The sequence below is a fragment of the Pyrococcus horikoshii OT3 genome, assembly GCF_000011105.1.
GTDB lineage: Archaea > Methanobacteriota_B > Thermococci > Thermococcales > Thermococcaceae > Pyrococcus > Pyrococcus horikoshii.
The window spans coordinates 427,192-447,109 of the sequence record NC_000961.1 but is presented as its reverse complement, the minus strand read 5'-3'; the positions used below and the strand labels follow the sequence as shown (position 1 = coordinate 447,109).

The window sequence follows — 19,918 nt, the reverse complement described above, 5'->3', positions numbered from 1 at the left end:
ACTTTCTCACCCCCTAAAAATTTAGGAAGGGAGGTCAGACCTTAAACTTTGCAATAATTCCCCTCATCTTCTCAACTATATCTCTAAGCTCCTGTGCGGCCCTTCTAAGCTCTTCAATTGATGCTGTCTGCTCTTCAACAGCAGAGCTTACCTCCTCAGCGCTAGCCGTGGTTTCTTCAGCGCTTGCCGCTAAATTCTCGAGGGCCCTAAGGGATTTATCAACCTCCTCCTGGGTCTTAACGATTTGATCCTTAACCTCCGACATTCTCTCACTGGTCTCCTGAAGTAGGGTTGCGATATTGGCCAAGTAACCAATGGTATCCCTAAGCGTCTCAGAAGACTGACCTATGACGTTAACTCCCTCTTTAGTGGCTTCGACGGCTTCCTTGATTTCATCGGTAATCTTATCTATGATGCTCTTTATGTTATCAGCAGCTTGCTTGCTCTCCTCGGCTAACTTTCTAATCTCCTGGGCAACTACAGCAAATCCCCTGCCTGCTTCACCGGCCCTTGCAGCTTCAATTGCAGCGTTCAAAGCCAATAAGTTTGTCTGCTCGGCTATGCTCGTTATAACATTGGTTATCTCCTCGATGTTCCTGCTCATCTCAGAAACCTTAGATACGGTTTCCTCAATTCTAGACATCATGTGCTGGATATCCTCGATCCTCTTCAGGGCATCATCTCCTTTCTGACTCCCTTCATTCGCTATGGAGACAACCTCACTAACGGCCCCTTCGAATTCTTCCATGGCCTTTACGCTCTCTTCGCTCGTCTGGGCAACTAATCTCATTCCCTCAGTTATCTCATTGATAGTCTCTTGTTGTCTTTGGGCTTCAACGCTTACCTGCTGAATGGCTTCGTTCACTTGATTTATTGCCTCAGTTACGTCATTTGATATTTGAGCTAAAGCGTTAGCCCTCTTCTCCAATTCGTTGGCCATATCAACGAGGGAACCTATCGAGGTTCTAAGCGTGTTAGTTACAGACTTTATATCCTCAATTAAATCTCTAAGCTCACCCTTCGCTTCCACGGTTAAACCATTAGTTAAGTCTCCCTCAGCCAAACGCTCAAGCCTCTTTGTTATCGCGGTGAGGGTTCCAACGAGATCCTTAGAAACTGCCTCAAACGCTTGAATAAGGGCCCCTATTTCATCATTCTCCAAGTATCTAATCTCCTTAACGTACTCGGTAACTTCCCTTAGCTTTCCATTCGCAAGGGCCTGAGCGGCCATCTTCAGCTTTTCAAGAGGTGCGAGTATTGAACCAGCAACTTTGTACATTGCAACTATCATTGCAACTATAGCAATTATCGCAATTCCAAATCCCTTATATATCATCTCAGAAACATCTTTAACTACGGAATCAGCGGCTTTCAGCGTTGGTTCCGTGATCTCTTCTAATGGAACAGTAGCTAGGACGATCCATCCAGTCTGCTTCATCCTCCTATATCCAGCTACTTTCTTTATTCCTTCGAACGTATACACGACATATCCTCTTTCCTTACCTTTCCTCAGCTCATTAGCTAAGTCCTTAAGTTCCGGGGTCTGAAATATATTAAGCTTGTTTATGTATTCCTCCTTCGGATGTATTATTACAAGTCCCTGTGGGTTCAAAACTGCAACGTAACCTGTCTTACCAAGCTTTATGCTCTGAGTTTCCTTGACTAGAGTTGAAACGAAGACGTCTATACCTATAACTCCCTTGAATTCTCCATTAACGTAAACGGGTTCTGAATATGTTATCACCCATTTCCCGGTAGCAGCATCGCGATAAGGTTCCGTAATTACTGGGCCGTTTTTCTCCTTAGCTAGCTTATACCAGGGTCTAACCCTAGGATCATAGCCCTCTGGAAGCTCATCTGGCGGATACATATACATGTGCCCCTGCTCATCACCAAAGTAAACGTAACTTACATCCTCATTTAGATCCTTTATCTTCTTGAACCTCTCCAGGAGGAATTGCCTCATCATATCCTCATTAAGGTCAAGGCCTCTACTGTAGGCTTCCTGAACGGCATCATTAGCCATTTTCCCATAGTCGGAAACCCTAGCAAAGAAGTCCTCAAACATCCTAGTTGCTAAATCTGCAGCACTCAGGGCCATGTAACCGCCTTCCTCTATTGCAGGTTTTTCTAACTCTTCTCTCATCATTGTATCGACTTTGCTGAAGGAGTACAGGGTAACCCCTCCTAGTATTGCTGTGGAAACCACTGCAGCTAGTATCATTATTAGTATTATCTTCTTCTTGAACTGCATCCTTTCTCACCTCCTAGTACACCTTTTCTATTACCTTTCCCTCCGTCACCTTTCTCATTCTAACTTTCCCAGTCGAGAGATCTAAGTAGATCGTCCTACCCCCCTTTCCACCCGTATCTTCGGCTACAAGCCTTATTCCAAGCTTTCTCAATTCCCTCTTAGCGACTTGAACGTTTTTCTCCCCAATTTTAAGCTCTTCACTCCTTATATTATCAAACATTTGAGCTCCACCAAAGAGCTTGGCTTCGAGTCTGAACTTTGAAGCTCCAAGCTTTATAACCTCCTTTAGGAGCAATTGAAGTCCAGTATCGACGTATTTTGCTGGGTTTCCTCTATGTCCATACCTAGCAGCTTCTGGGAGTAACGCGTGTAGCAATCCCCCTACCTTAGTCACCCTATCATAGAGGGTTATACCAACACAACTCCCCAAACCATAGGTACTTATTATTCCATTTCCTTTTCCTACTGCGTAATCTCCTATTCCAACCTTAACTTCCTTCATTGGTTTCAACCTCTCCGCTAACTTGGCTTTCCAGCTTTTTCACGAGTTTTGTGAATGATTCAGGGGTAGGAATTATGTAAAAGTAACTTTCGACCCTAATATCCTCTTTATAGAACTTCGACTTGAAAACCACAACACTATTAACATTTCTCAGGTCAGACCTTCCAAGCTCTTTCTCAATGTCATACAGGGATTCCGCTGGCTTTGGAGGGCTTAAAGAGACAGGTTCCCCTAGCAAGTTTGAAAGGATGTCAGTATACACTGAAATTAGGATGTTTCCAACCTCCATTATTGCCGATTTTCCCATCTCATCGAGCTCGGTCATGCTTCCTGGTTCCATGCCGAGAAGTACCGAACTGATGTTAAGGGCACTCTGCCTTGGAAACTGCAGGATTGTAAGTCCTGACATACCCTCTGTAATGTCGAACATAACAGTGAACCCCTTGGATACTCCCCTTTCTGCAAGTATCTTAAGGAATTCAACGCGAGATACTATATCCACATCTGGAGCTTCCATCTCAATGGGGCCACCTATCATTTGAGAGAGGGCCGTAAGCGCGTGGGACATTGCAATGTTGGATGCTTCCTTAAAAATATCCTTATATAACTCTGACTTCTTCATGCGAATCCCCCCAGCAGTTTTTCAAGGATCTTCTTCATGTCTTCTGGCTTTGGAAAGAGTAGGAAGTGTTCCTCAAATTTAACATCGCTGATTTTAATATTCGTTTGCAAAATTATTGTATAATCACAGTACTTCCCTATATCAGCTAAAGCGAAATCTAGGATTGCTGGGAGGAAATCAATGGCTAAACTGGGGGGTGTCTGTTCTATCGTGATCCCTAGGAACTCACTAAGAGCGTTTGCAAATGCCGAGATTAGAATATTTCCAACTTCCATGAAAGAAGACTTTACCATCTCATCCATCTCTTTCGTTGTTCCTAAGGGATTACCCATAATTATGTCAAACATCCTTAATGCATCTTCGTAATCGGCGATAAAGAATGCATGGCTACTAAAATCTTTTCCCAGTTCAATATAAACGGCTACCTTTACATCCTCACCAACAACTTCTGGGACATTTTTAATGGCTATTATCTTAAGGTCTGGGACGGAGATGTTTACTTCTTTACCTGTCATCTCACTTAGAGCTGTTGCTGCATGGGAAGCCCCTATATTAAACGTCTCCAGTAGGGCACTTTTTGACATCTCATCAAGATTCTTCAAGTATTCTTCCCACTTCTCATCCACTATATCCACCTCCAAGCAGCCCTCCAATGTCTATGATGAGAACTACACTTCCGTCGCCAAGTATTGTAGCCCCTGCAAAGCCCCTGACATTTGATAGGAACTTTCCAAGGCTCTTGATCACTATATCTCTCTTATGTAACAGCTCATCAACCCCTATTGCAACCTTCTGGGCCCCATGATCGACTATTATAGCTGGAAATCTATCAACTTGAGGAGCTGGTAAACCAAAGAGCTCATGCAACATTATTACGGGAATTATCTCTCCCCTTAGAACTATGACAGGTTTACCTCCTACCGTTTTGAGAATTGAGGGATCAACCTCTATTGTCTCCAGGATATTATTTATTGGAATCGCGTACGTCTCATCCTCAACCCTTATCAGCAAAGCCTGGATTATCGCCATGCTTATGGGTAGCTTAAGTATAAACGTTGTCCCCTTGCCAACCTCAGTTTGGACTGAGATTGAACCGTTCATTGACTTCACGACTTCCTTCACAACATCCATTCCAACTCCTCTTCCAGATACATCCGTAACTTTATCGGCCGTGCTGAATCCTGGGAGGAATATCAAGTTGATAGCTTCCTCATCACTTAGATTTGCTGCCTCCTCCGGGGTTATTAGGCCCCTCTCCACAGCTTTCCTCTTCACCTTTTCGGGATCGATTCCCCTACCATCATCCCTAACTATTATTACGACATGGTTCTTCTCTCTCTTTGCTATTAGTTCCACTCTACCAGCTCTCGGCTTACCAAGCTTTACCCTCTCCTCGGGGGGCTCTATTCCATGATCTACGGCATTTCTAAGGAGGTGAACGAGCGCATCACCGAGCTTCTCAAGGATCGTCCTATCAACCTCGATGTCAGCACCTTCCATAACGAATTCCACTTCCTTACCCATCTTCCTGGCTAAATCCCTGACCATCCTTGGGAACTTGTTGAAGACTTCGGCAATTGGAGTTAGTCTCATTTCCATTATCTCATCTTGTAACTCCGTGAGAAGCCTTGATAACGTTGAAAGGGCCTCAAATAATTCCCTGTCTCCAAGTCTCTCCCCTATCTGCTCAAGCCTACCCTTCGTTATGACGAGCTCTCCAACTAGGTTCATTAGCTTATCCAAGTGTCCAACGTCGATCTTGATTACCCTAGAAATCTTGACCTTTGGAGTCTCTATTATCGGGGGTTTCTTAGGTTGCTTAGGAGGTTGCTTCTTTGCTTCTTTTTTCTCCTCCTTCTTCTCCTCTTCCTTCTCCGTGATCGTGAAGTTTAAAACATCGGGATGCTTCTTTAAGATCTCGCTTATCTTTTCTTTACTCTCACTAGTTCTAAGGACAACTTCAAAGAACTTATTTTCGATGAGATTTCCCTCTTCTATATCCTGCCTACTTGGATTTGTAGATAAGATCTCGCCTATCTTCTCAAGGTCATTAAGAATTAGATATGATCTGGGGCCTTTCAAAGGAGTATCAGGCTGGAAGTATACTCTCACAACGTATTCCTTACCTTCTACAGCTTTCTCCCCAGCTTCCTCTTTTTTCTTCTCCTCAACTATCTCTACGGATTCAACTTCAGGATGCCTCTTAATGACTGTTTCAAGTTCTTCCTTGGGTGTCTCACTCACTATTCTAAATTCAACAACATCTCCCTCTAGATTACCATTTTCAATGATCTCTCTTCCGGGATTTGTCCAAATAACTTCTCCTCTCTCCTCAAGATCTGAGAGTATTAGAAAAGCTCTAACACCCTTTAAAGGAGCATCCTTCTGGAACTTAACCTTTATATAATAAACTTTCCCTTCAGCGGACGGAACTTCCTCAGCGACTTTTTCTTCTTTCTTTTCAGCTTCTTTAGGCTTTTCTTCAGGCTTTATCTCTTTTTTACTTCCGCCTAAAAATTCGTCGGCCCTCTCAAATAGATCAGAAACATCTACATCTCCCTCATTACCACTCTCTTCGATGTTGTTAACCATGGCATCGATCGCATCGAGAAAATCAAGAACAAGATCGACAAGCTCAGGGGTAAGCTCTAACTGGGAATTCCTTATGGCATCAAAGATGTTCTCCATCTTATGAGCGGTCTCACTAAGCTTCATAAACCCCATAGTTGCAGCGGTTCCCTTTAGCGTATGAGCATCCCTAAATATTTGATTTATTAGTTCAGTCTTTTCTTCCTCACTACCCCCTTCTTTCACAATCTTCTCTAAAGTTAGGATTGCATTGCTAAGACTATCAATTCTGTCTCTCGCATCGGCCAAAAATTCATCTAGATATTGTGACATGTCTTCCAAGGTTACCACCTCCCCTGATAATTTCTACCGCTTTAACAACTGTCTCAGGTATCTTCTCTAGGGGAACGACGTAATCTACCATTCCTGTCTCTATAGCAGCTTTTGGCATTCCAAAGATTATTGACGTCTTCTCATCTTGAGCTATAGTTATTCCACCCTTCTTCTTTATTTCTACAATCCCCTGAGCTCCATCCCTTCCCATACCAGTCATGACAACTCCTACTGTTCTCCTACCGAAGACCTGAGCAGCGGTTATCATCATTGGATCTGCTGCAGGCCTCACACCATGAATTTTTGGCTTTTTGTTTAGCGTAATCACCGGTTTACCAGCTCGGAGTGTAACTTCCATATGGTAATCTCCAGGGGCAACGTAAGCTTTCCCCTCCTCAACAACATCTCCTTCCTCGGCTTCCTTCACATCAATCTTGGAGACACTATCAAGTCTCTTTGCAAAAGACCTTGTGAAGCCGGGAGGCATATGCTGGACGAGCAATATACCAGCCTTTAAATCCTCTGGGAACTTTGGGAATATCTTAAGCAACGACTGGGGGCCTCCAGTTGAAGCGGCTATCGCAACTGCAATCCTAGCTGGAACAGAAGGCTTTACCTTCTTGGCTTTCTGAACCCTAAGTAACCTTATTCTCCTAAGCTCAAGGAATCTCCTAGGAACTTTTGCAGCTTCCTTTATCTTGGCTATGATTTCATCCTTCAACTCCTTCATATTAATTGAGATTGATGAGGAAGGTTTTGGAATAAAGTCAATTGCTCCATATTCAAGAGCTTTTATAGTAGCGTCAGCCCCTTCCTGGGTGAGGGCACTTATCATGATAACGGGAACCGGATACCTTTTCATTATCACCCTCAAGGCATCTAACCCATTCATTCGAGGCATTTCAACATCTAACGTTACAACATCAGGTCTACACTTTTGAACCATCTCAATTGCTTCAATGCCATCCCTAGCTTCCCCACAAACTTCCAGCTCCGGATCAGAGTTTATAATATCCTTAAGCACCTTCCTCATGAAGGCTGAATCATCAACGACGAGAACCTTAATCTTTCTCCCCATAAGGGGCATATAGAATCACCATGACACTACGATGATAGGACTCTATTTACTTCTTCTATAACCTTCTGGGCTTGGAAGGGTTTTACGATGTATCCTTTGGCCCCACTCTTAAGGGCTTCCATTACCTTGGCTTCCTGCCCTACTGCGGTGATCATTATTATCTTAGCGTTGGGATCTATTTTCATTATCTCTTTAACGGCCGTTATCCCATCCATTTCTGGCATGACGATATCCATGGTGACTAAGTCCGGTTTAAGTTGCTTGTATTTTTCCACGGCTTCTTTACCATTACTAGCTTCCCCAACAACTTCGTGACCTGCTTGGGTTAGTATTTTCTTAAGTAGCATCCTCATGAAAGCTGCGTCATCTACAACTAATACTCTAGCCATTCCCCTTCACCCCCAAATTCTTCTTGTAAACCTTAGCAACGAGATCATATAACTTAAAAAGGTTAGCGGATCTCCCAAGAATTGTCTCAGTTTTACCAAGTATTAGGTAACCATGATCCTCAAGTGAATCATACAACTTCCGAAATATATCCTCCTGGGCCTCTTTGCTCATGTATATAAGAACGTTCCTGATGAATATAACATCAAAACCCTTTGGATAAATCGATGAGAGCAAATTAAACCATCTAAATGTAACGAGCCTTTTGACGTGAGGTTTTATTCTATATCTCTCTTCACTTATCCTATCAAAGTACTTGTAAATCATATGCCTAGGAACTTGCTTCTCGACAGCATCTACTGGGTATTCACCTCTCATTGCTATTTGAAGGGCTTCCTTGTCAATATCCGTAGCTAGTATTGAAACTCTAAATCCACCTAAATTTTCTCCAAGAACCTCATAAAGCGTCATGGCAATAGAATACGGCTCCTGGCCAGTGGAACATGCAGCACTCCATATTTTAATTGACCTAAATCCTTTACTTTTTTTAAATTGTACTAACTCAGGTAGGATTTTATTTTGAAATGTCTTCCAAACGATAGGATCCCGAAAGAATTCGGTAACATTGATCGCTATGGTTAGCAATAACTCCTCAAATTCTTCCTTGTTGCTCTTTAGTATCTTATAGTACTCCATATAGTCAGAGATCCCTAGCTTTCTCATTCTTGCGCGGATCCTCCTCTGAAGATAGGAATCCTTGTAAGCATCGGTTCTATTAACCCCTAACCGCTTGAATATCTCGGCTTTTATAAGTTCATAGGCCCTCTGAGATTGCATAATCCACCCCTCAACTTGGATTTTGTTGCATATCTAAGACGATCATGATATTTTCGGCTTCTATACAATGATAAACCTTCCTTAATAAAAATATTTTTATGCACGTAGTTGTGTAGGTAGCTTTGTAGATTTTCTAAACTTCAAAAATGGAGATGTAAAACTACTAGGCTTCATTAAAAGAAGAGACGAAAACTTTTTTACATATTTTAACGAAGGTCATAATTGGTAGTGAGCAAAATGAAGAGTTCATAAGTCTTCCTGGGTCATGATAATAAGGTTATCCTAAAATAAAAATTATCCAAGGAGGCGAGAACCTTGAGGATCTCAAAAAGCCCATTACATTTCGCCACACTAGCCCTTGGCTTATTTTTTACGAATGCTAAGGGGAAAGAGGAAGGAGTTCTCGTAAAAGCAATAATTAGATACCTAAAAGAATTGCTCGAAGGAAAAGAGCCCAAAATTCCTCCAGGATTATCAAAAGAAGATGAGGAGGTTCTTAAAAAAGTTGCATTAAGACTGAAAGCAAAACAGTACACTCCAAAATTTAAGAAAGATATAGAGAAGATAAAGGAAAGCGTAAAGGAGACCAGAAACATCGTTGAAGACCTCGATAAGGAAATAAAGGAGATGGAAATAGGAGATCTTAACGAGGTTAACGAACTAGTCTCTAGACTTAACAACGAAAACGTGAAAATAGCGGAAGTTAACGACTACATTCAAACGCTATCAGCAGGTATTGAGGAAATGAACGTTCAAGCACAGCAACTTTCAGATTTTGCCGTAGAATCATCATCGATGGCAGAAAAAGGAAAGGAAATATCCGATAACGTGGCCTTGAAGGTATCTAAGATAAGTGAAACAAGTCGGGAAATGAGCAATGCCATAAGCATCTTAGCTGAATACTCCAAAAAGATAGATGAAATAGTGTACGTTATATCTTCAATAGCGAGTCAAACAAACTTACTAGCCCTCAACGCCAGCATAGAAGCCGCTAGAGCTGGAGAAGCCGGAAGGGGTTTTGCTGTCGTGGCCGAGAATGTTAGAGAACTAGCAGATAGATCAAAGAAGGCGGCCGAACAGATCAGAGATTTGATCAAAGAAATGCAGGAAAACACCAATAGGGTTATAGAGGCAATTCAAGAAAACGTAAAAGTTACGGAGGAGGTTAAAGAGGCAATCCAAGAATTAATAGCAGCTTTCGATGACATAGCTAGGAGAGCTAATGAAACCGCCACCATGGTCAAAGAACTCTCAGAGGGAATAGATGAGCAAGCTAATTCAGTCCAAATGTTAGTTGAAAGAATAGACTCAATATCAAAAGATGTCTCAGACAACTTAAACTTTGCAACTCAGCTTACAGAAACGGTAAAAGGATCAATTGAAAAGCTAGAAGTTATTAAGAATAAGGTAAGCCAACTTAAAGATGAGTTGGATAAGACACTCGAGAAGTTGGAGGTGTGAAACATGGGAGAGATTCAGGTCGTAGCATTCAGATTAGGGGATGAGGAATTCTGCTTAGAGATCTCAAAGGTTAGGGAAATAAAGGAGATGATGCCAATAACAAGAGTCCCAAATGCTCCAGACTTTGTTGAGGGTGTTATAAACCTAAGAGGACAAATAACTACCGTCATCAATCTGAAAAAGCTCCTAGGATATTATGACGATGGGGACCTGAGCAACAAGAAGATCATAATAGCCGAGGTAAATGGGGAAATAGTTGGAGTGATAGTTGACTCGGTCTCTGACGTGATAACGTTAACTGAAGATCAGATAGAGCAACCACCTAAAACTTTGGCATCGAGGGTTGATATGAAGGCGATAAAAGGGATAGCAAAAATAAACAATGGAGAGAGATTGTTAATAATGCTTGACCTGGACAAGCTTATAGGGGAGAGCTTCTGATTTAATTTTTCCTTCTGTAGAAAATTTAATTAACTTCCCGGTTAATTGTTATCTTTGGAGGAGAACGATGACACCAATCATCGCGATTCTCATCTTCACCATAGTGATCATCATAGGGGCCCTCTATTACGTTCGAGACATAACTAATAAGGTAACCGCGAAGTACTTTGAACTCAAAGATCTCGTGAGTGAGAGCGAAGCCAAAATAGATAATGCAAGGGCCTCACTCCAGGAAAAAATAGAGGAGTTTAGGAGGGAAATAAAGGAGGCCGAAGCCAGGATAAATAACGTGAAGGAAGAGACGACCAAAAGGATCGAGGGTTTTGATAAGAGACTCTCCCACCTAGAGAAAGAATTTAAGGAAATCAAGGGAAAAATGAACATTTTAGAGAGACTTTACGATAAAGTTAAGGAACTTTCCGAGAGTATAAACTCCATAGAACCCGATAAACTTAGGGAGGACGTTAAGGAGAGTGTAAAATCTGAGATTTTAGAGGAGCTCAGGGAGGAAATAGAGAACTTTGAGGAGATGCTAGAAAAGAAGAAAGATGAAGAATTGAAAGAGTTCCTCGACATATTAACGATTTCTATAGATTTACCACCAGAGAGAGTAAAAGATGGGTTAATGCAGGCTAAGTTGGGCCTCCTATCCCTAAGGGATATCTCAAAGGTATACGTACTTACCGGAAAGGGCGTTGAAGAGTTCGAAAAGCTTAAGGAAAACTTAGTAGAGCTACTTAAAGAGATCAGGAAACTCGCAGTGATAGCCGTTCCAGAAGATGATGTATATTCAGAACTTACATCAGTCATAGTTGGGCTTAGAAGATTGAGACTTCCAATGGAAGAAGATGGAAAAGAGCTACCTCCCGAGAAGAGCTTTATAAGGATTCATAATCAAATTTACGATCTAACGAGCAAGTTAGACAGCGTCGCCGAAAAAGTTGAGGGCCCAATTCCAGTAACTCCCATAGAGAAGGAGTTTTATGAAAAGCTCAAGATTCAATTTGAGAACCTGAAAAAATTAGAAAAGCAAGTTCAAGAGTTATTAGCTACCCTTGGAGGGGATATCGAAGAAGAAGACAGAAAAGAGAAGAAACTGGATGAAATAAAGAAGATCCTAGAAGATCTCGGGCTATGAATAATTTTTAAAATGAGCGGCATATCCTCTCTGGGAGGTAGAGTGGGAGTCACAATACTCGAGATCCTAATATTTTCAGCAGGACTCCTACTCCTCATTAAGGGAAGCGATATATTTGTTGAAGCGGCAACGAGGATAGCCGAAGCCTTCAAAGTTAGCGAATTTTTGATAGCCCTAGTATTAGCGAGCGTTGCAACAACCCTACCTGAGGTAACAGTTTCTGCTATCTCCTCATACAGGGGCAACAGTGGAATAGCTATAGGAAATGCTGTAGGAAGCGCCCTAGCAAATATAGCCCTAATCCTGGCGATTTCGGCCATGATAATGCCCCTTAATGTGGATAAGATAGCAAGTGAAAATTCCCTGATTATGGTTGGGGTAACATTTTATGCCTGGCTCCTAATGAGTAACGGGGAGATATCCAGAATAGAGGGATTAACACTAGTTTTAATATATGCTGCATTCCTCTACTATTTGTACAGAAAACACGTGAAACTTGAAGAGGTTGAGAAAAAATCTAGGTGTAACGTCACTAGAGACGTTCTGATCCTCTTCCTTTCGGGTGGAATGGTAATCCTGGGAGCGGAACTAGTGGTTGATAGTGCTGTGAAGATAGCGAGGGCTATAGGAATACCTGAGGTGGTAATAGGAGTTACGCTGGTCTCAATAGGAACATCCCTCCCAGAATTTGCGAACTCTTTAACAGCAACGCTGAAAAAGATTCCAAACGTTAGCGTTGGGAACATAATAGGGGCTGATATACTTGACATATTGATGGTCATTGGAATAGCATCGATGATAAGGCCGATAAGAGTTGACCCCTCCATAGTAAAGATCGTGATGCCGATAACCCTTCTCGTGATGATAATTCTAACGGTTTCCCTCTTTAGGAACAATAAGATTGGAAGGAAGACCGCTGTAACGTTGCTGATTATATATTCAGCATTCATATACCTCCTAACCCAGGGAAAAGTGTATATACCAGGATGAGGAACTCAAGTTGATGAAACTAGTACCAAGCATAGCTTACCTCAAGGTTCAAAGACAAGTTTACGTTGGTTACTCAATGGCCTTAGCCGGATGGATAGGGGAGCATTTAATTCAAGAACTATCCCTACCCAAGCCAAAGTTCATAAGAAGGGCCCTAAGGAAGCTCGGCTTCTCATTTTCTTCTGAAGAGGAAGGAGAAAACACTTTTACCATGTTCTACACAAGGGGAAGCATAGGCCTAACATCCAGCTGGGATGTTGAAAATGAGAGGATGTTCATTCAAATATTTCCTTTGAGGGGGAGGCTCTCCAAAGGGATAACAATTAGAGGTGAATATATAGAATTCTACGACCAGCATGTGGTTTCAATAGAGCCTGCCCAAAGGTTACCTCAAGGGATCAAAAGCCTCGGAATTAATCCCCTGATTTTGGAGGATAATTTCCCGACCTCGATCCCCTATTGGGGAATGCTATACGAGGACTGGGAGGAAGATCTAAAGTTACTCGTAATGCTCAACGACATCTTTAATAAGTTATATAGGGAGGAATACAGGTGCCCAATCTGCTTCTCTCCCCTGAGAGAGGAAAATGGAGTATTAGTCTGCGACAACTGCGGCTTCAAGTTCATCCCTGAGGATAGGTTCGAAGTCACACTTGAAGAGATCACTGAGGAGGAATCCTCTTTACTTTAAGCTTTAACCCATCCACATCCACAACCATAACTCGATCCCCTAAGCTGAGCTTCTCATCGCTATAGGCTATCCACTTATCCCCCTCAACTTCAACAAGGTAGTGATCCTCAGCAATCTTAACGACTTTACCCACCTTCCCCTTAAGCTCAAAAGTGTACTTCCCCCCTCCTATATCTGTCGTTTCCCTCCTCACAACCCTAGCGAATGCCATATAAGCTATAACAGCGGATATAAGGGAGACAATGAAGGAGAGGTAAAAGTTCACATTGAAAAGGAGAAGTAATCCTAGAACTGAAAACGCTATCCCTATCGGAGTTATGAATGCAGAGATCATCATATCGAGGAGGATTATAAGGAGACCGAGAATCAAAAGGGAAAGGGGGAAAGCAATCCCCATACTCATTCCTCCTTCTTTTCACCTGCAGGAGTACTTCTTATCTTCTGGATCATCCTAAGCAAACCTACCAAGGATTCGGTATCGTAGGGAACTATTAAGTTCCCATACCTTGCAAGCTCCGGCAGTTTTTCTATATACTGTAAGGCTAAATATTTTTCATCGGCAAGCTTCAGGGCCTCAAGGACCTTCCTTATTGCTTCAGCTTGACCTTCGGCTATTAATATCTGCCTCTGCTTCTCACCTTCGGCCTTTAAAATTGCAGCCTGCTTTTGACCTTCAGCTTCCCTTATAGCTGCTTCCTTCTTTCCTTCAGCGATTAAAATCATGGCCCTCTTCTCCCTCTCCGCTGTCATCTGCTTTGCCATAGCTTCCTGTATATCCTTTGGTGGATCTATTCTCTGTATCTCTACCCTGGTAATCTTAACACCCCAACGATCCGTTATCTTATCAAGCTCCTCCCTCAGCCGAGCATTTATTATATCCCTCCCGGAAAGGGTTTCATCAAGTTCCATCTCACCTATTATTGCCCTTAGATTTGTCTGGGCGAGCTTAACTATAGCCATTAGAAAGTCGCTGACGTTGTACACGGCCTTGACGGGATCTATTACCTGATAATAGACGACGGCATCAACGGTAACTACCACGTTATCCTTACATATTACCTCCTGGGGAGGGACATCGATGACGTGTTCCCTAAGGTCAACTATCTTAACCCTCTCCATGAAGGGAATTATGAAGTGTATTCCTGGATCCAGTAATCTGTTGAACTTTCCGAGCCTTTCAACGAGGCCCTTCTGGTATGGCCTGATCACCTTAACGCTTAGGAGTAGCATTATCAAAAGAAACAATCCCAGAATTATGAGAGCTATTCCTCCTGCACCTATCATCGAATTCACCATAGGAATGGTGACTTTTAATTACTTAAACTTTTCCTATGATTTTAATGAAGTAGTATCGAAATAACATAAACACTATGAAGGTTAAGTTAAGTTTAAAAACCTAGGTATACACGCGATCATTTGGGAGTAGCCCCGTGGTGTAGCGGCCAAGCATGCGGGACTTTGGATCCCGCGACCCGGGTTCGAATCCCGGCGGGGCTACCAAAAACCCCATAATTTTCATAAACACTACTCCCATTGCTCTACTGAACAATTTCATGAAAAACTTAAGATTTTCTGGTAAATACTACTCTTCGTTCTGAACTTGGGAATGAAGGTAGAATTGAAGGTAATATTGCAGATGCAATTTCATCGGTGTTAAAAGCGTTTACAAAAACAATTTATGTCAACGTACTAGACCTAACTCACAAGTCTGAAATGTGCTGTTTCAGTTCTCAAAACTCTATTGTAAACTGGCTATTTTAACATCTCCTTAAGCCTTTCATTATTCCTTTTTACCTATAGAGAATAACTCTCATTCATCGCTGAAAGAATTGGTATTTCAATGATGTGATTTCGAGGCAACCCATATTTGATGGCCATCTCTCCGAGGTATTCTGCGACCTTGAGGTTTAAATTCAGCGTTATGTTGGTTGTGTTTCAGGGTTTTTGATCTTTTAGGACCTCGTTTTGAGATTTGCATGATCTAATGGGCCAATGCACCACTCTCGTTGTTAATATTGGTAGAGTCAAAAATAAACATACCTCTCAACAATTCAATAATTATTTTTTCAAAACCAAAAATTGCCTACAGCTTAAGAGCTAATATTCATGTCAAATCTTCTCTTATATGCTACATACTTATTTGGCAGGTCATTGAGGAATGTAACACCTGATGATATCTACCAGGCAGAGATTCACATATTTCAGAGTGAAAAGCATGGAAGAGAAAGTCGTCGGTGTTACGTTCCCTGTCCCAAAGTTGATAGGATTCTTGAAGGAGACAAGACAGGTTTTCGTCAAGCCCTTAAGGCTGCGGATCCTAGGCATGAAGGTCGTCTTTTACGCCTCCAGAGAAGATCAAGCTTGACTTGGAGAGGCAGAAGTTAAGGCCGTTCAGCAGTTTACAAGCGTGAAGGAGATCATCAGAAAATATGGGATGAACTTTTCCTCACTCCGAAGGAGCTCAGAGAGTATGAGAAGGAGCGTGAGAAATGGCACTCTCGTGGGAGAAGGCCAAGGCCCTGGATGGTTCTCAAGCTGAAGAACGTGAGGAAGTATCCAAAGCCGGTTAAGCCACCGAGGTTTATTGCTGTCTCTGGAAGATACATCAAGGAGGAAGAGTGCAGGGAAATTCTAAGAAGAGCGGGAATTTAAATGTGTGCCTACCCACTCACGAAAATTCCAAAATGGACAAATTTATTGACTCCCAGTCAAACATCTATATGGTGAGAAATCATGGCATTTGAGCTCGCATTAAGCAGCGGCAAGCCTCTTGTGGATATGCTAGTTGCAGCGGTTAATTTAATAGGCGAGAATCACACCTTCAAAGGTCGTGATACTTGAAGTTGCAGAACAAGGAGCTTCACTACAAATAAAAGAGGCGAAGAGAGTTGCTTTTGTGAAGATTTATATTCCACGAGGACTATTCTTAAAATACAACATTGAGGGTAAAGAACTCGTTGAAATTCCCTGGTACGATCTCGAAAGAGTTCTTAAGAGATCCAAGGGTAGTGATATCCTTATCCTCAAAAAAGAAAATAAATCAGTTTTGGAAGTTACATTTGAGGGTGCAGCAATACGAACCTTCAAACTCCCGTTACTCTCTCCTCAGAAGGCTCCTGAGTAGTTAGTGCCGGTTTCAACATATTACTCATTCTTCGAGCCAGCGCGGTATTTTCTGTAAAGCTCCAGCATCCTCACTCCAAACCTCTTTGAACCTTGAATTCTTGGAGAATCTTTGAACGAAGTGTTTTAGTTCTCAGCGAGGTAGTTTTCCGTCGTACTCATGTTTTATAACCTCAAGCATGTTTGTTATGGTTCTGATTTCAGCTTTTGTTCTTTCTCGGTGGGGATATTGTTCCGAGTTCAACGAGTTAAGGCCTCTGAAGGAGCTTCTTTTTTAGTTTGGGCATGGGGCCTTATGCGAGAGAGGGGATCCAAGAAAAGAACATCAAAAAGTTGAAAACCAGAACCAACATGCCACTCTAAAAGAGCGAAAACCTCAACATAACGCCTTAATAACACTATGGTAAAACTCCGAAGGCGTGAGAACCTCCACCGAGTGATCATCCAACCTCAGAACCCGGTTCTCATCCCGAAGGTCGAGGAGATCCTGATCCCAAGTGAGAATGCAAGCCGCCTTAACCTCATAGGCAATTTCCAGCCACTTATTGTCATCAGGATCCCGCGACAGGTTAAACTTCCTGGACGGGGAAACCACCTTTGAATTGGCAACGAAATGGGAGAGAACCTTCTTCCACTCCGACGACAGCTTACCCTCTTCAGCCAGCAAACCTATCTTCAGGATCAACTCCTCAAGCCCCTCATCGCTGGTGTAATTCTCAAGTACTTCCCCATCAAGGGCCAAAATCAAAAGAGCGGCCAGCCCGTTTGGATTAACCAAACCAGCTAATACGACATTGGTGTCCATAACGATCCTCACGATCGACCACCGAGCCTCTTGTACCTGGCATCAACCTTCTTCAGGAGCTCGAGAGTCTCCTCGTCTTCCTTTGAGAAGTCCCCAGCCCTAAGCCGCATCCACGCTTCCTTTCTCTCTTTTTCAAGCTCTTCCGGCTCGTTTTTAGCTCTCTCACGGGCTTCCTCCATCATAATCTGACCAAGCGCAAAAGTGACTGCGAACTTGATAAAGTCAGAGCGGCTCCTGAACTTCCTCTTTTTCACCAGTTCGTCGATTTTCTCCACGACGTAACTCGGAAGCCTTACGGAAATGGGATAATCAACGGCATTCTCCACGGCCATCACCAATACAAATAAACTACAATTGTATTAAAAACTTTTGTTGACACTCAATATTAAAGCGGAAGGGAGCTAACGGAAAGCTCAATCTCACAAAACCTGCGCTTTCAGTCACGATCAGTTTCCTTGAGAAGTAATGCATTCGAACCAAAGAAGAAGTTAAGAGATCGACTTCTTATAGTTATAGATCTAAAGCATCTTCCATTAGAGGAAAGCATCAAAAGACTATCATGGTTATCTAAAGAGAAAATCAAAAATATAGTCAATCTCCGAGAGGGATTCAAAGACACAAAAAACAACACAGGCTCAGCCTCATCACCTGAACCTCCAGGGAAAATAAAAACCTTGGAGGTTAATGGGATACCAGTAAGTACATTTAATGCTCCAACAATTGATAAGTTCCTTTACGTGGATTTGAAAGGTAAGCGTCCATTAAGCGTGTACGTGAGGGTTGGTGAAAGCTCGAGATTGTTGGTGGGAAAAGATGGGGAAAACCTCCAAGGCTCAAGTGGAGCACCTTATTGCCAACTGTAGTTATATTTCTCCTGCATAGAGGGATTAACATTAGCAACTTACATATCCCGTATAGGATTGACCGTTTGGAGAGGCTTCCCAAAAGTGCTGGAGTTATTGAAATAGGAAACGGCTTTGGTGTAATAATGCCAAGTGATGGGAATTCTACTGTGAAATTTCTCAAGAAAATCAAAGAAAGAACAGGAATTGACGTGGCCATAGAAGTTGATTGACCACAGATAATAAATATAATTAAACAGCTGAAAACTGCTAAACGGAGGGTCTGTGATGAGAATAACGATCTATGATGGGGCCGATACCATTGGCGGGACAAAGATTCACATAGAGGAAAACGAAAATGGGCTTTTCTTGGACTTTGGGATGAACTTTGCAAGATATTCTCTTTATTATGAGGAATACCTCGGTGAAAGAACTTCAAGAGGAATCTACGACCTATGGAAACTCAACCTAATCCCAAAACTCAACATTTACCGAAGAGACTTAATTCCAAAAGATCTTGCTCAAGAAGTCGGTCAATATCCAAGGCCCCAAGTTAATGCAGTTTTGATAAGTCATGCTCACCTAGATCATGTTGGAAACATAACACTGCTTGATGAAAACATCTCAATCGTAGGCTCCCCGATGACAATTACAATCCTCAAAGCCATCAACGACACTTCCACGGGAGGTAACCACTTTGGAGTTGAACTTCCCTATTACAAGGTCAGAAAGATCAAAGATCCAGAAGGCTACATCATAGAAGCCGACAGAAAGGCAGATTATCCTTCGAGAAAAGTTGTTCTCACCGAACACGTCCAGTCCCTTCATGAGTTCCTATTCTACAGACCTGGGCAAGAGTCGCCAAAAGCTAAGAAGATCATTCCCAATGAAGTAAAAACTCTTGAGGAAGAAGATTTGGGTTTTGAAGTCAAGGCTTTCAACGTGGATCATTCAATCTATGGGGCCACGGCCTACATAATTGAAGGAGACGTTAGCTTAGCTTATACTGGAGATTTCAGGCTACATGGTAGGAAAGGGGATGAAACGAGAAAGTTTATCAAAGCGGCCAAAAGCTCAAGCATACTAATAACCGAGGGGACAAGGGTTGGGAGGGATGAACATGGAAATGTTTCAGAACAGGAAGTTTATGAAAATGCCCTAAAGATTGTTGAAGAAGCCAAAGGGCTTGTAATAGCGGATTTCTCTCCAAGAAATTTTGAGAGACTTGAGATCTTCAAAAAGATTGCAGAGAATACCGGAAGAGAATTAGTAATTACGGCAAAAGATGCTTACTTTCTGCATGCTCTCCAGTTGGTGGATAATGTTAATCGGCTTAAAGACTTGAGAATTTATGGCAACTTAAAAGCTACTCAAGATAAATGGGAGAGCATCGTTGTCTGGGGAAATTATGCCGAGCAGTATATTTCTCCATTTGAGATTAGAAAGAATCAAGAGAACTACATCCTCTGCTTCTCGTTCTATGACATGCCCCACCTACTTGACATAATGCCTGATGGTGGGACTTACATTTACTCCTCTAGCGAGGCTTTTGGTGAAGAACAGGTCTTCAGCTTTCTCAGACTATGGAACTGGTTACAGTATTTCGGCTTCGAAGTTCATGGATTCAGGGTGGATAAGTATGGAAAGCCGATCTTTGAAAAAGGGTTTCACGCCTCCGGACACATCTCCAGAGAAGAACTGAGAAAGGTTATTGACGAAATTGATCCAGATTACGTTATTCCAGTACATACTGAAAAGCCCGAGCTGTTTAAGTGGGCTTTTGGAGAGAGGGTTATTCTGCTGAAGAATGGAGAAAGCTGGGAGATTTAAGATGTCTAACGTGCTA

The 19,918-nt window shown here is 42.3% G+C and carries 23 protein-coding genes and 1 tRNA gene; 12 read left to right on the top strand and 12 right to left on the bottom strand.

The window, feature by feature from the left end; translation table 11 throughout:
• Positions 1 to 34 precede the first annotated feature (34 nt).
• Genes PH_RS02300 through PH_RS02265 form a run of 8 tightly spaced genes read right to left on the bottom strand, consistent with a single transcriptional unit; the run spans position 35 to position 8,581 of the window.
• Complete coding sequence (locus PH_RS02300; protein WP_010884598.1) at positions 35 to 2,254, bottom strand: methyl-accepting chemotaxis protein; 2,220 nt, start codon at positions 2,252 to 2,254, stop codon at positions 35 to 37.
• Between the two features lie 13 nt (positions 2,255 to 2,267).
• The gene (locus PH_RS02295) at positions 2,268 to 2,756 is read right to left on the bottom strand and encodes a chemotaxis protein CheD (RefSeq protein ID WP_010884597.1); all 489 of its coding nucleotides are present in this window, start codon (positions 2,754 to 2,756) and stop codon (positions 2,268 to 2,270) included.
• Complete coding sequence (locus PH_RS02290) at positions 2,743 to 3,378, bottom strand: chemotaxis protein CheC (protein WP_010884596.1); 636 nt, start codon at positions 3,376 to 3,378, stop codon at positions 2,743 to 2,745. Before PH_RS02290 ends, PH_RS02295 begins: the two co-directional genes overlap by 14 nt.
• Positions 3,375 to 4,004: a chemotaxis protein CheC gene (locus PH_RS02285; RefSeq protein WP_083755793.1), complete on the bottom strand. Its 630-nt coding sequence runs from the start codon at positions 4,002 to 4,004 to the stop codon at positions 3,375 to 3,377. Before PH_RS02285 ends, PH_RS02290 begins: the two co-directional genes overlap by 4 nt.
• A complete protein-coding gene (locus PH_RS02280; RefSeq protein ID WP_048053551.1) occupies positions 3,997 to 6,279 on the bottom strand; it encodes a chemotaxis protein CheA in 2,283 nt (760 codons plus the stop codon). Before PH_RS02280 ends, PH_RS02285 begins: the two co-directional genes overlap by 8 nt.
• Positions 6,260 to 7,366: a protein-glutamate methylesterase/protein-glutamine glutaminase gene (locus tag PH_RS02275; protein ID WP_010884593.1), complete on the bottom strand. Its 1,107-nt coding sequence runs from the start codon at positions 7,364 to 7,366 to the stop codon at positions 6,260 to 6,262. The genes PH_RS02280 and PH_RS02275 overlap by 20 nt, the downstream gene beginning before the upstream one ends.
• Positions 7,367 to 7,383: 17 nt before the next feature.
• Positions 7,384 to 7,746 (bottom strand): response regulator, encoded by a 363-nt coding sequence (locus tag PH_RS02270; RefSeq protein WP_010884592.1) that lies wholly within the window; start codon positions 7,744 to 7,746, stop codon positions 7,384 to 7,386.
• Positions 7,739 to 8,581: a CheR family methyltransferase gene (locus tag PH_RS02265; protein WP_010884591.1), complete on the bottom strand. Its 843-nt coding sequence runs from the start codon at positions 8,579 to 8,581 to the stop codon at positions 7,739 to 7,741. Before PH_RS02265 ends, PH_RS02270 begins: the two co-directional genes overlap by 8 nt.
• Before the next feature lie 315 nt (positions 8,582 to 8,896).
• Between PH_RS02265 and PH_RS02260 the strand changes: the two genes are divergently transcribed.
• The 5 genes from PH_RS02260 (at position 8,897) to PH_RS02240 (ending at position 13,302) form a co-directional block, all read left to right on the top strand.
• On the top strand, positions 8,897 to 10,042 hold the full coding sequence (locus PH_RS02260; protein ID WP_052265089.1) for a methyl-accepting chemotaxis protein: 1,146 nt from the start codon (positions 8,897 to 8,899) through the stop codon (positions 10,040 to 10,042).
• A 3-nt stretch (positions 10,043 to 10,045) separates the two neighbouring features.
• The gene (locus PH_RS02255; protein ID WP_010884588.1) at positions 10,046 to 10,483 is read left to right on the top strand and encodes a chemotaxis protein CheW; all 438 of its coding nucleotides are present in this window, start codon (positions 10,046 to 10,048) and stop codon (positions 10,481 to 10,483) included.
• Positions 10,484 to 10,550: 67 nt separating this feature from the next.
• Positions 10,551 to 11,621 (top strand): hypothetical protein, encoded by a 1,071-nt coding sequence (locus PH_RS02250; protein WP_010884586.1) that lies wholly within the window; start codon positions 10,551 to 10,553, stop codon positions 11,619 to 11,621.
• Between the two features lie 12 nt (positions 11,622 to 11,633).
• Positions 11,634 to 12,611, top strand: coding sequence for a calcium/sodium antiporter (locus PH_RS02245; protein WP_010884584.1), 978 nt, complete (start codon positions 11,634 to 11,636; stop codon positions 12,609 to 12,611).
• 13 nt (positions 12,612 to 12,624) lie between these two features.
• Positions 12,625 to 13,302, top strand: coding sequence for a hypothetical protein (locus PH_RS02240; protein ID WP_048053139.1), 678 nt, complete (start codon positions 12,625 to 12,627; stop codon positions 13,300 to 13,302).
• Here PH_RS02240 and PH_RS02235 read toward each other — a convergent pair.
• Both PH_RS02235 and PH_RS02230 read right to left on the bottom strand, forming a co-directional pair.
• Entirely contained in the window at positions 13,274 to 13,705 is a 432-nt protein-coding gene (locus PH_RS02235) for an NfeD family protein (RefSeq protein WP_010884582.1), read from the bottom strand. The genes PH_RS02240 and PH_RS02235 overlap by 29 nt on opposite strands.
• Positions 13,702 to 14,586: an SPFH domain-containing protein gene (locus PH_RS02230; protein ID WP_048053138.1), complete on the bottom strand. Its 885-nt coding sequence runs from the start codon at positions 14,584 to 14,586 to the stop codon at positions 13,702 to 13,704. The genes PH_RS02235 and PH_RS02230 overlap by 4 nt, the downstream gene beginning before the upstream one ends.
• Before the next feature lie 140 nt (positions 14,587 to 14,726).
• Between PH_RS02230 and PH_RS02225 the strand changes: the two genes are divergently transcribed.
• The 4 genes from PH_RS02225 (at position 14,727) to PH_RS02215 (ending at position 16,426) form a co-directional block, all read left to right on the top strand.
• A tRNA-Gln gene (locus tag PH_RS02225) sits at positions 14,727 to 14,802 on the top strand.
• Positions 14,803 to 15,472: 670 nt separating this feature from the next.
• On the top strand, positions 15,473 to 15,667 hold the full coding sequence (locus PH_RS10080) for a hypothetical protein (RefSeq protein ID WP_331369589.1): 195 nt from the start codon (positions 15,473 to 15,475) through the stop codon (positions 15,665 to 15,667).
• 62 nt (positions 15,668 to 15,729) lie between these two features.
• A complete protein-coding gene (locus PH_RS10075; protein WP_331369590.1) occupies positions 15,730 to 15,954 on the top strand; it encodes a DUF365 domain-containing protein in 225 nt (74 codons plus the stop codon).
• Positions 15,955 to 16,132: 178 nt separating this feature from the next.
• Positions 16,133 to 16,426, top strand: a complete 294-nt coding sequence (locus PH_RS02215) for a hypothetical protein (RefSeq protein ID WP_010884580.1) — start codon at positions 16,133 to 16,135, stop codon at positions 16,424 to 16,426.
• Between the two features lie 375 nt (positions 16,427 to 16,801).
• Here the strand turns inward: PH_RS02215 and PH_RS02210 are convergent, their stop codons facing one another.
• Together PH_RS02210 and PH_RS02205 are read right to left on the bottom strand one after the other, a co-directional pair.
• Entirely contained in the window at positions 16,802 to 17,242 is a 441-nt protein-coding gene (locus PH_RS02210) for a putative toxin-antitoxin system toxin component, PIN family (protein ID WP_010884579.1), read from the bottom strand.
• Positions 17,239 to 17,562 (bottom strand): ribbon-helix-helix domain-containing protein, encoded by a 324-nt coding sequence (locus tag PH_RS02205; RefSeq protein ID WP_048053137.1) that lies wholly within the window; start codon positions 17,560 to 17,562, stop codon positions 17,239 to 17,241. Before PH_RS02205 ends, PH_RS02210 begins: the two co-directional genes overlap by 4 nt.
• A 123-nt stretch (positions 17,563 to 17,685) precedes the next feature.
• On the opposite strand from PH_RS02205, the gene PH_RS09965 reads away from it, so the two are divergent.
• The 3 genes from PH_RS09965 to PH_RS02195 are packed head-to-tail and all read left to right on the top strand — an operon-like array spanning position 17,686 to position 19,902.
• On the top strand, positions 17,686 to 18,093 hold the full coding sequence (locus PH_RS09965) for a hypothetical protein (RefSeq protein ID WP_010884577.1): 408 nt from the start codon (positions 17,686 to 17,688) through the stop codon (positions 18,091 to 18,093).
• The gene (locus PH_RS09960) at positions 18,081 to 18,305 is read left to right on the top strand and encodes a hypothetical protein (protein ID WP_010884575.1); all 225 of its coding nucleotides are present in this window, start codon (positions 18,081 to 18,083) and stop codon (positions 18,303 to 18,305) included. The genes PH_RS09965 and PH_RS09960 overlap by 13 nt, the downstream gene beginning before the upstream one ends.
• Before the next feature lie 55 nt (positions 18,306 to 18,360).
• Positions 18,361 to 19,902: an MBL fold metallo-hydrolase gene (locus PH_RS02195; RefSeq protein ID WP_048053136.1), complete on the top strand. Its 1,542-nt coding sequence runs from the start codon at positions 18,361 to 18,363 to the stop codon at positions 19,900 to 19,902.
• Positions 19,903 to 19,918: the final 16 nt, after the last annotated feature.

Excerpts from the sequence above, each read along its gene's own strand:
- PH_RS02300 (WP_010884598.1), bottom strand. The coding sequence starts at position 2,254 with ATGCAGTTCAAGAAGAAGATAATACTAATAATGATACTAGCTGCAGTG.
- PH_RS02295 (WP_010884597.1), bottom strand. The coding sequence starts at position 2,756 with ATGAAGGAAGTTAAGGTTGGAATAGGAGATTACGCAGTAGGAAAAGGA.
- PH_RS02290 (WP_010884596.1), bottom strand. The coding sequence starts at position 3,378 with ATGAAGAAGTCAGAGTTATATAAGGATATTTTTAAGGAAGCATCCAAC.
- PH_RS02280 (WP_048053551.1), bottom strand. The coding sequence starts at position 6,279 with ATGTCACAATATCTAGATGAATTTTTGGCCGATGCGAGAGACAGAATT.
- PH_RS02275 (WP_010884593.1), bottom strand. The coding sequence starts at position 7,366 with ATGCCCCTTATGGGGAGAAAGATTAAGGTTCTCGTCGTTGATGATTCA.
- PH_RS02270 (WP_010884592.1), bottom strand. The coding sequence starts at position 7,746 with ATGGCTAGAGTATTAGTTGTAGATGACGCAGCTTTCATGAGGATGCTA.
- PH_RS02265 (WP_010884591.1), bottom strand. The coding sequence starts at position 8,581 with ATGCAATCTCAGAGGGCCTATGAACTTATAAAAGCCGAGATATTCAAG.
- PH_RS02255 (WP_010884588.1), top strand. The coding sequence starts at position 10,046 with ATGGGAGAGATTCAGGTCGTAGCATTCAGATTAGGGGATGAGGAATTC.
- PH_RS02250 (WP_010884586.1), top strand. The coding sequence starts at position 10,551 with ATGACACCAATCATCGCGATTCTCATCTTCACCATAGTGATCATCATA.
- PH_RS02245 (WP_010884584.1), top strand. The coding sequence starts at position 11,634 with ATGAGCGGCATATCCTCTCTGGGAGGTAGAGTGGGAGTCACAATACTC.
- PH_RS02240 (WP_048053139.1), top strand. The coding sequence starts at position 12,625 with ATGAAACTAGTACCAAGCATAGCTTACCTCAAGGTTCAAAGACAAGTT.
- PH_RS02235 (WP_010884582.1), bottom strand. The coding sequence starts at position 13,705 with ATGAGTATGGGGATTGCTTTCCCCCTTTCCCTTTTGATTCTCGGTCTC.
- PH_RS02230 (WP_048053138.1), bottom strand. The coding sequence starts at position 14,586 with ATGATAGGTGCAGGAGGAATAGCTCTCATAATTCTGGGATTGTTTCTT.
- PH_RS10080 (WP_331369589.1), top strand. The coding sequence starts at position 15,473 with ATGATATCTACCAGGCAGAGATTCACATATTTCAGAGTGAAAAGCATG.
- PH_RS02205 (WP_048053137.1), bottom strand. The coding sequence starts at position 17,562 with ATGGCCGTGGAGAATGCCGTTGATTATCCCATTTCCGTAAGGCTTCCG.
- PH_RS02195 (WP_048053136.1), top strand. The coding sequence starts at position 18,361 with ATGAGAATAACGATCTATGATGGGGCCGATACCATTGGCGGGACAAAG.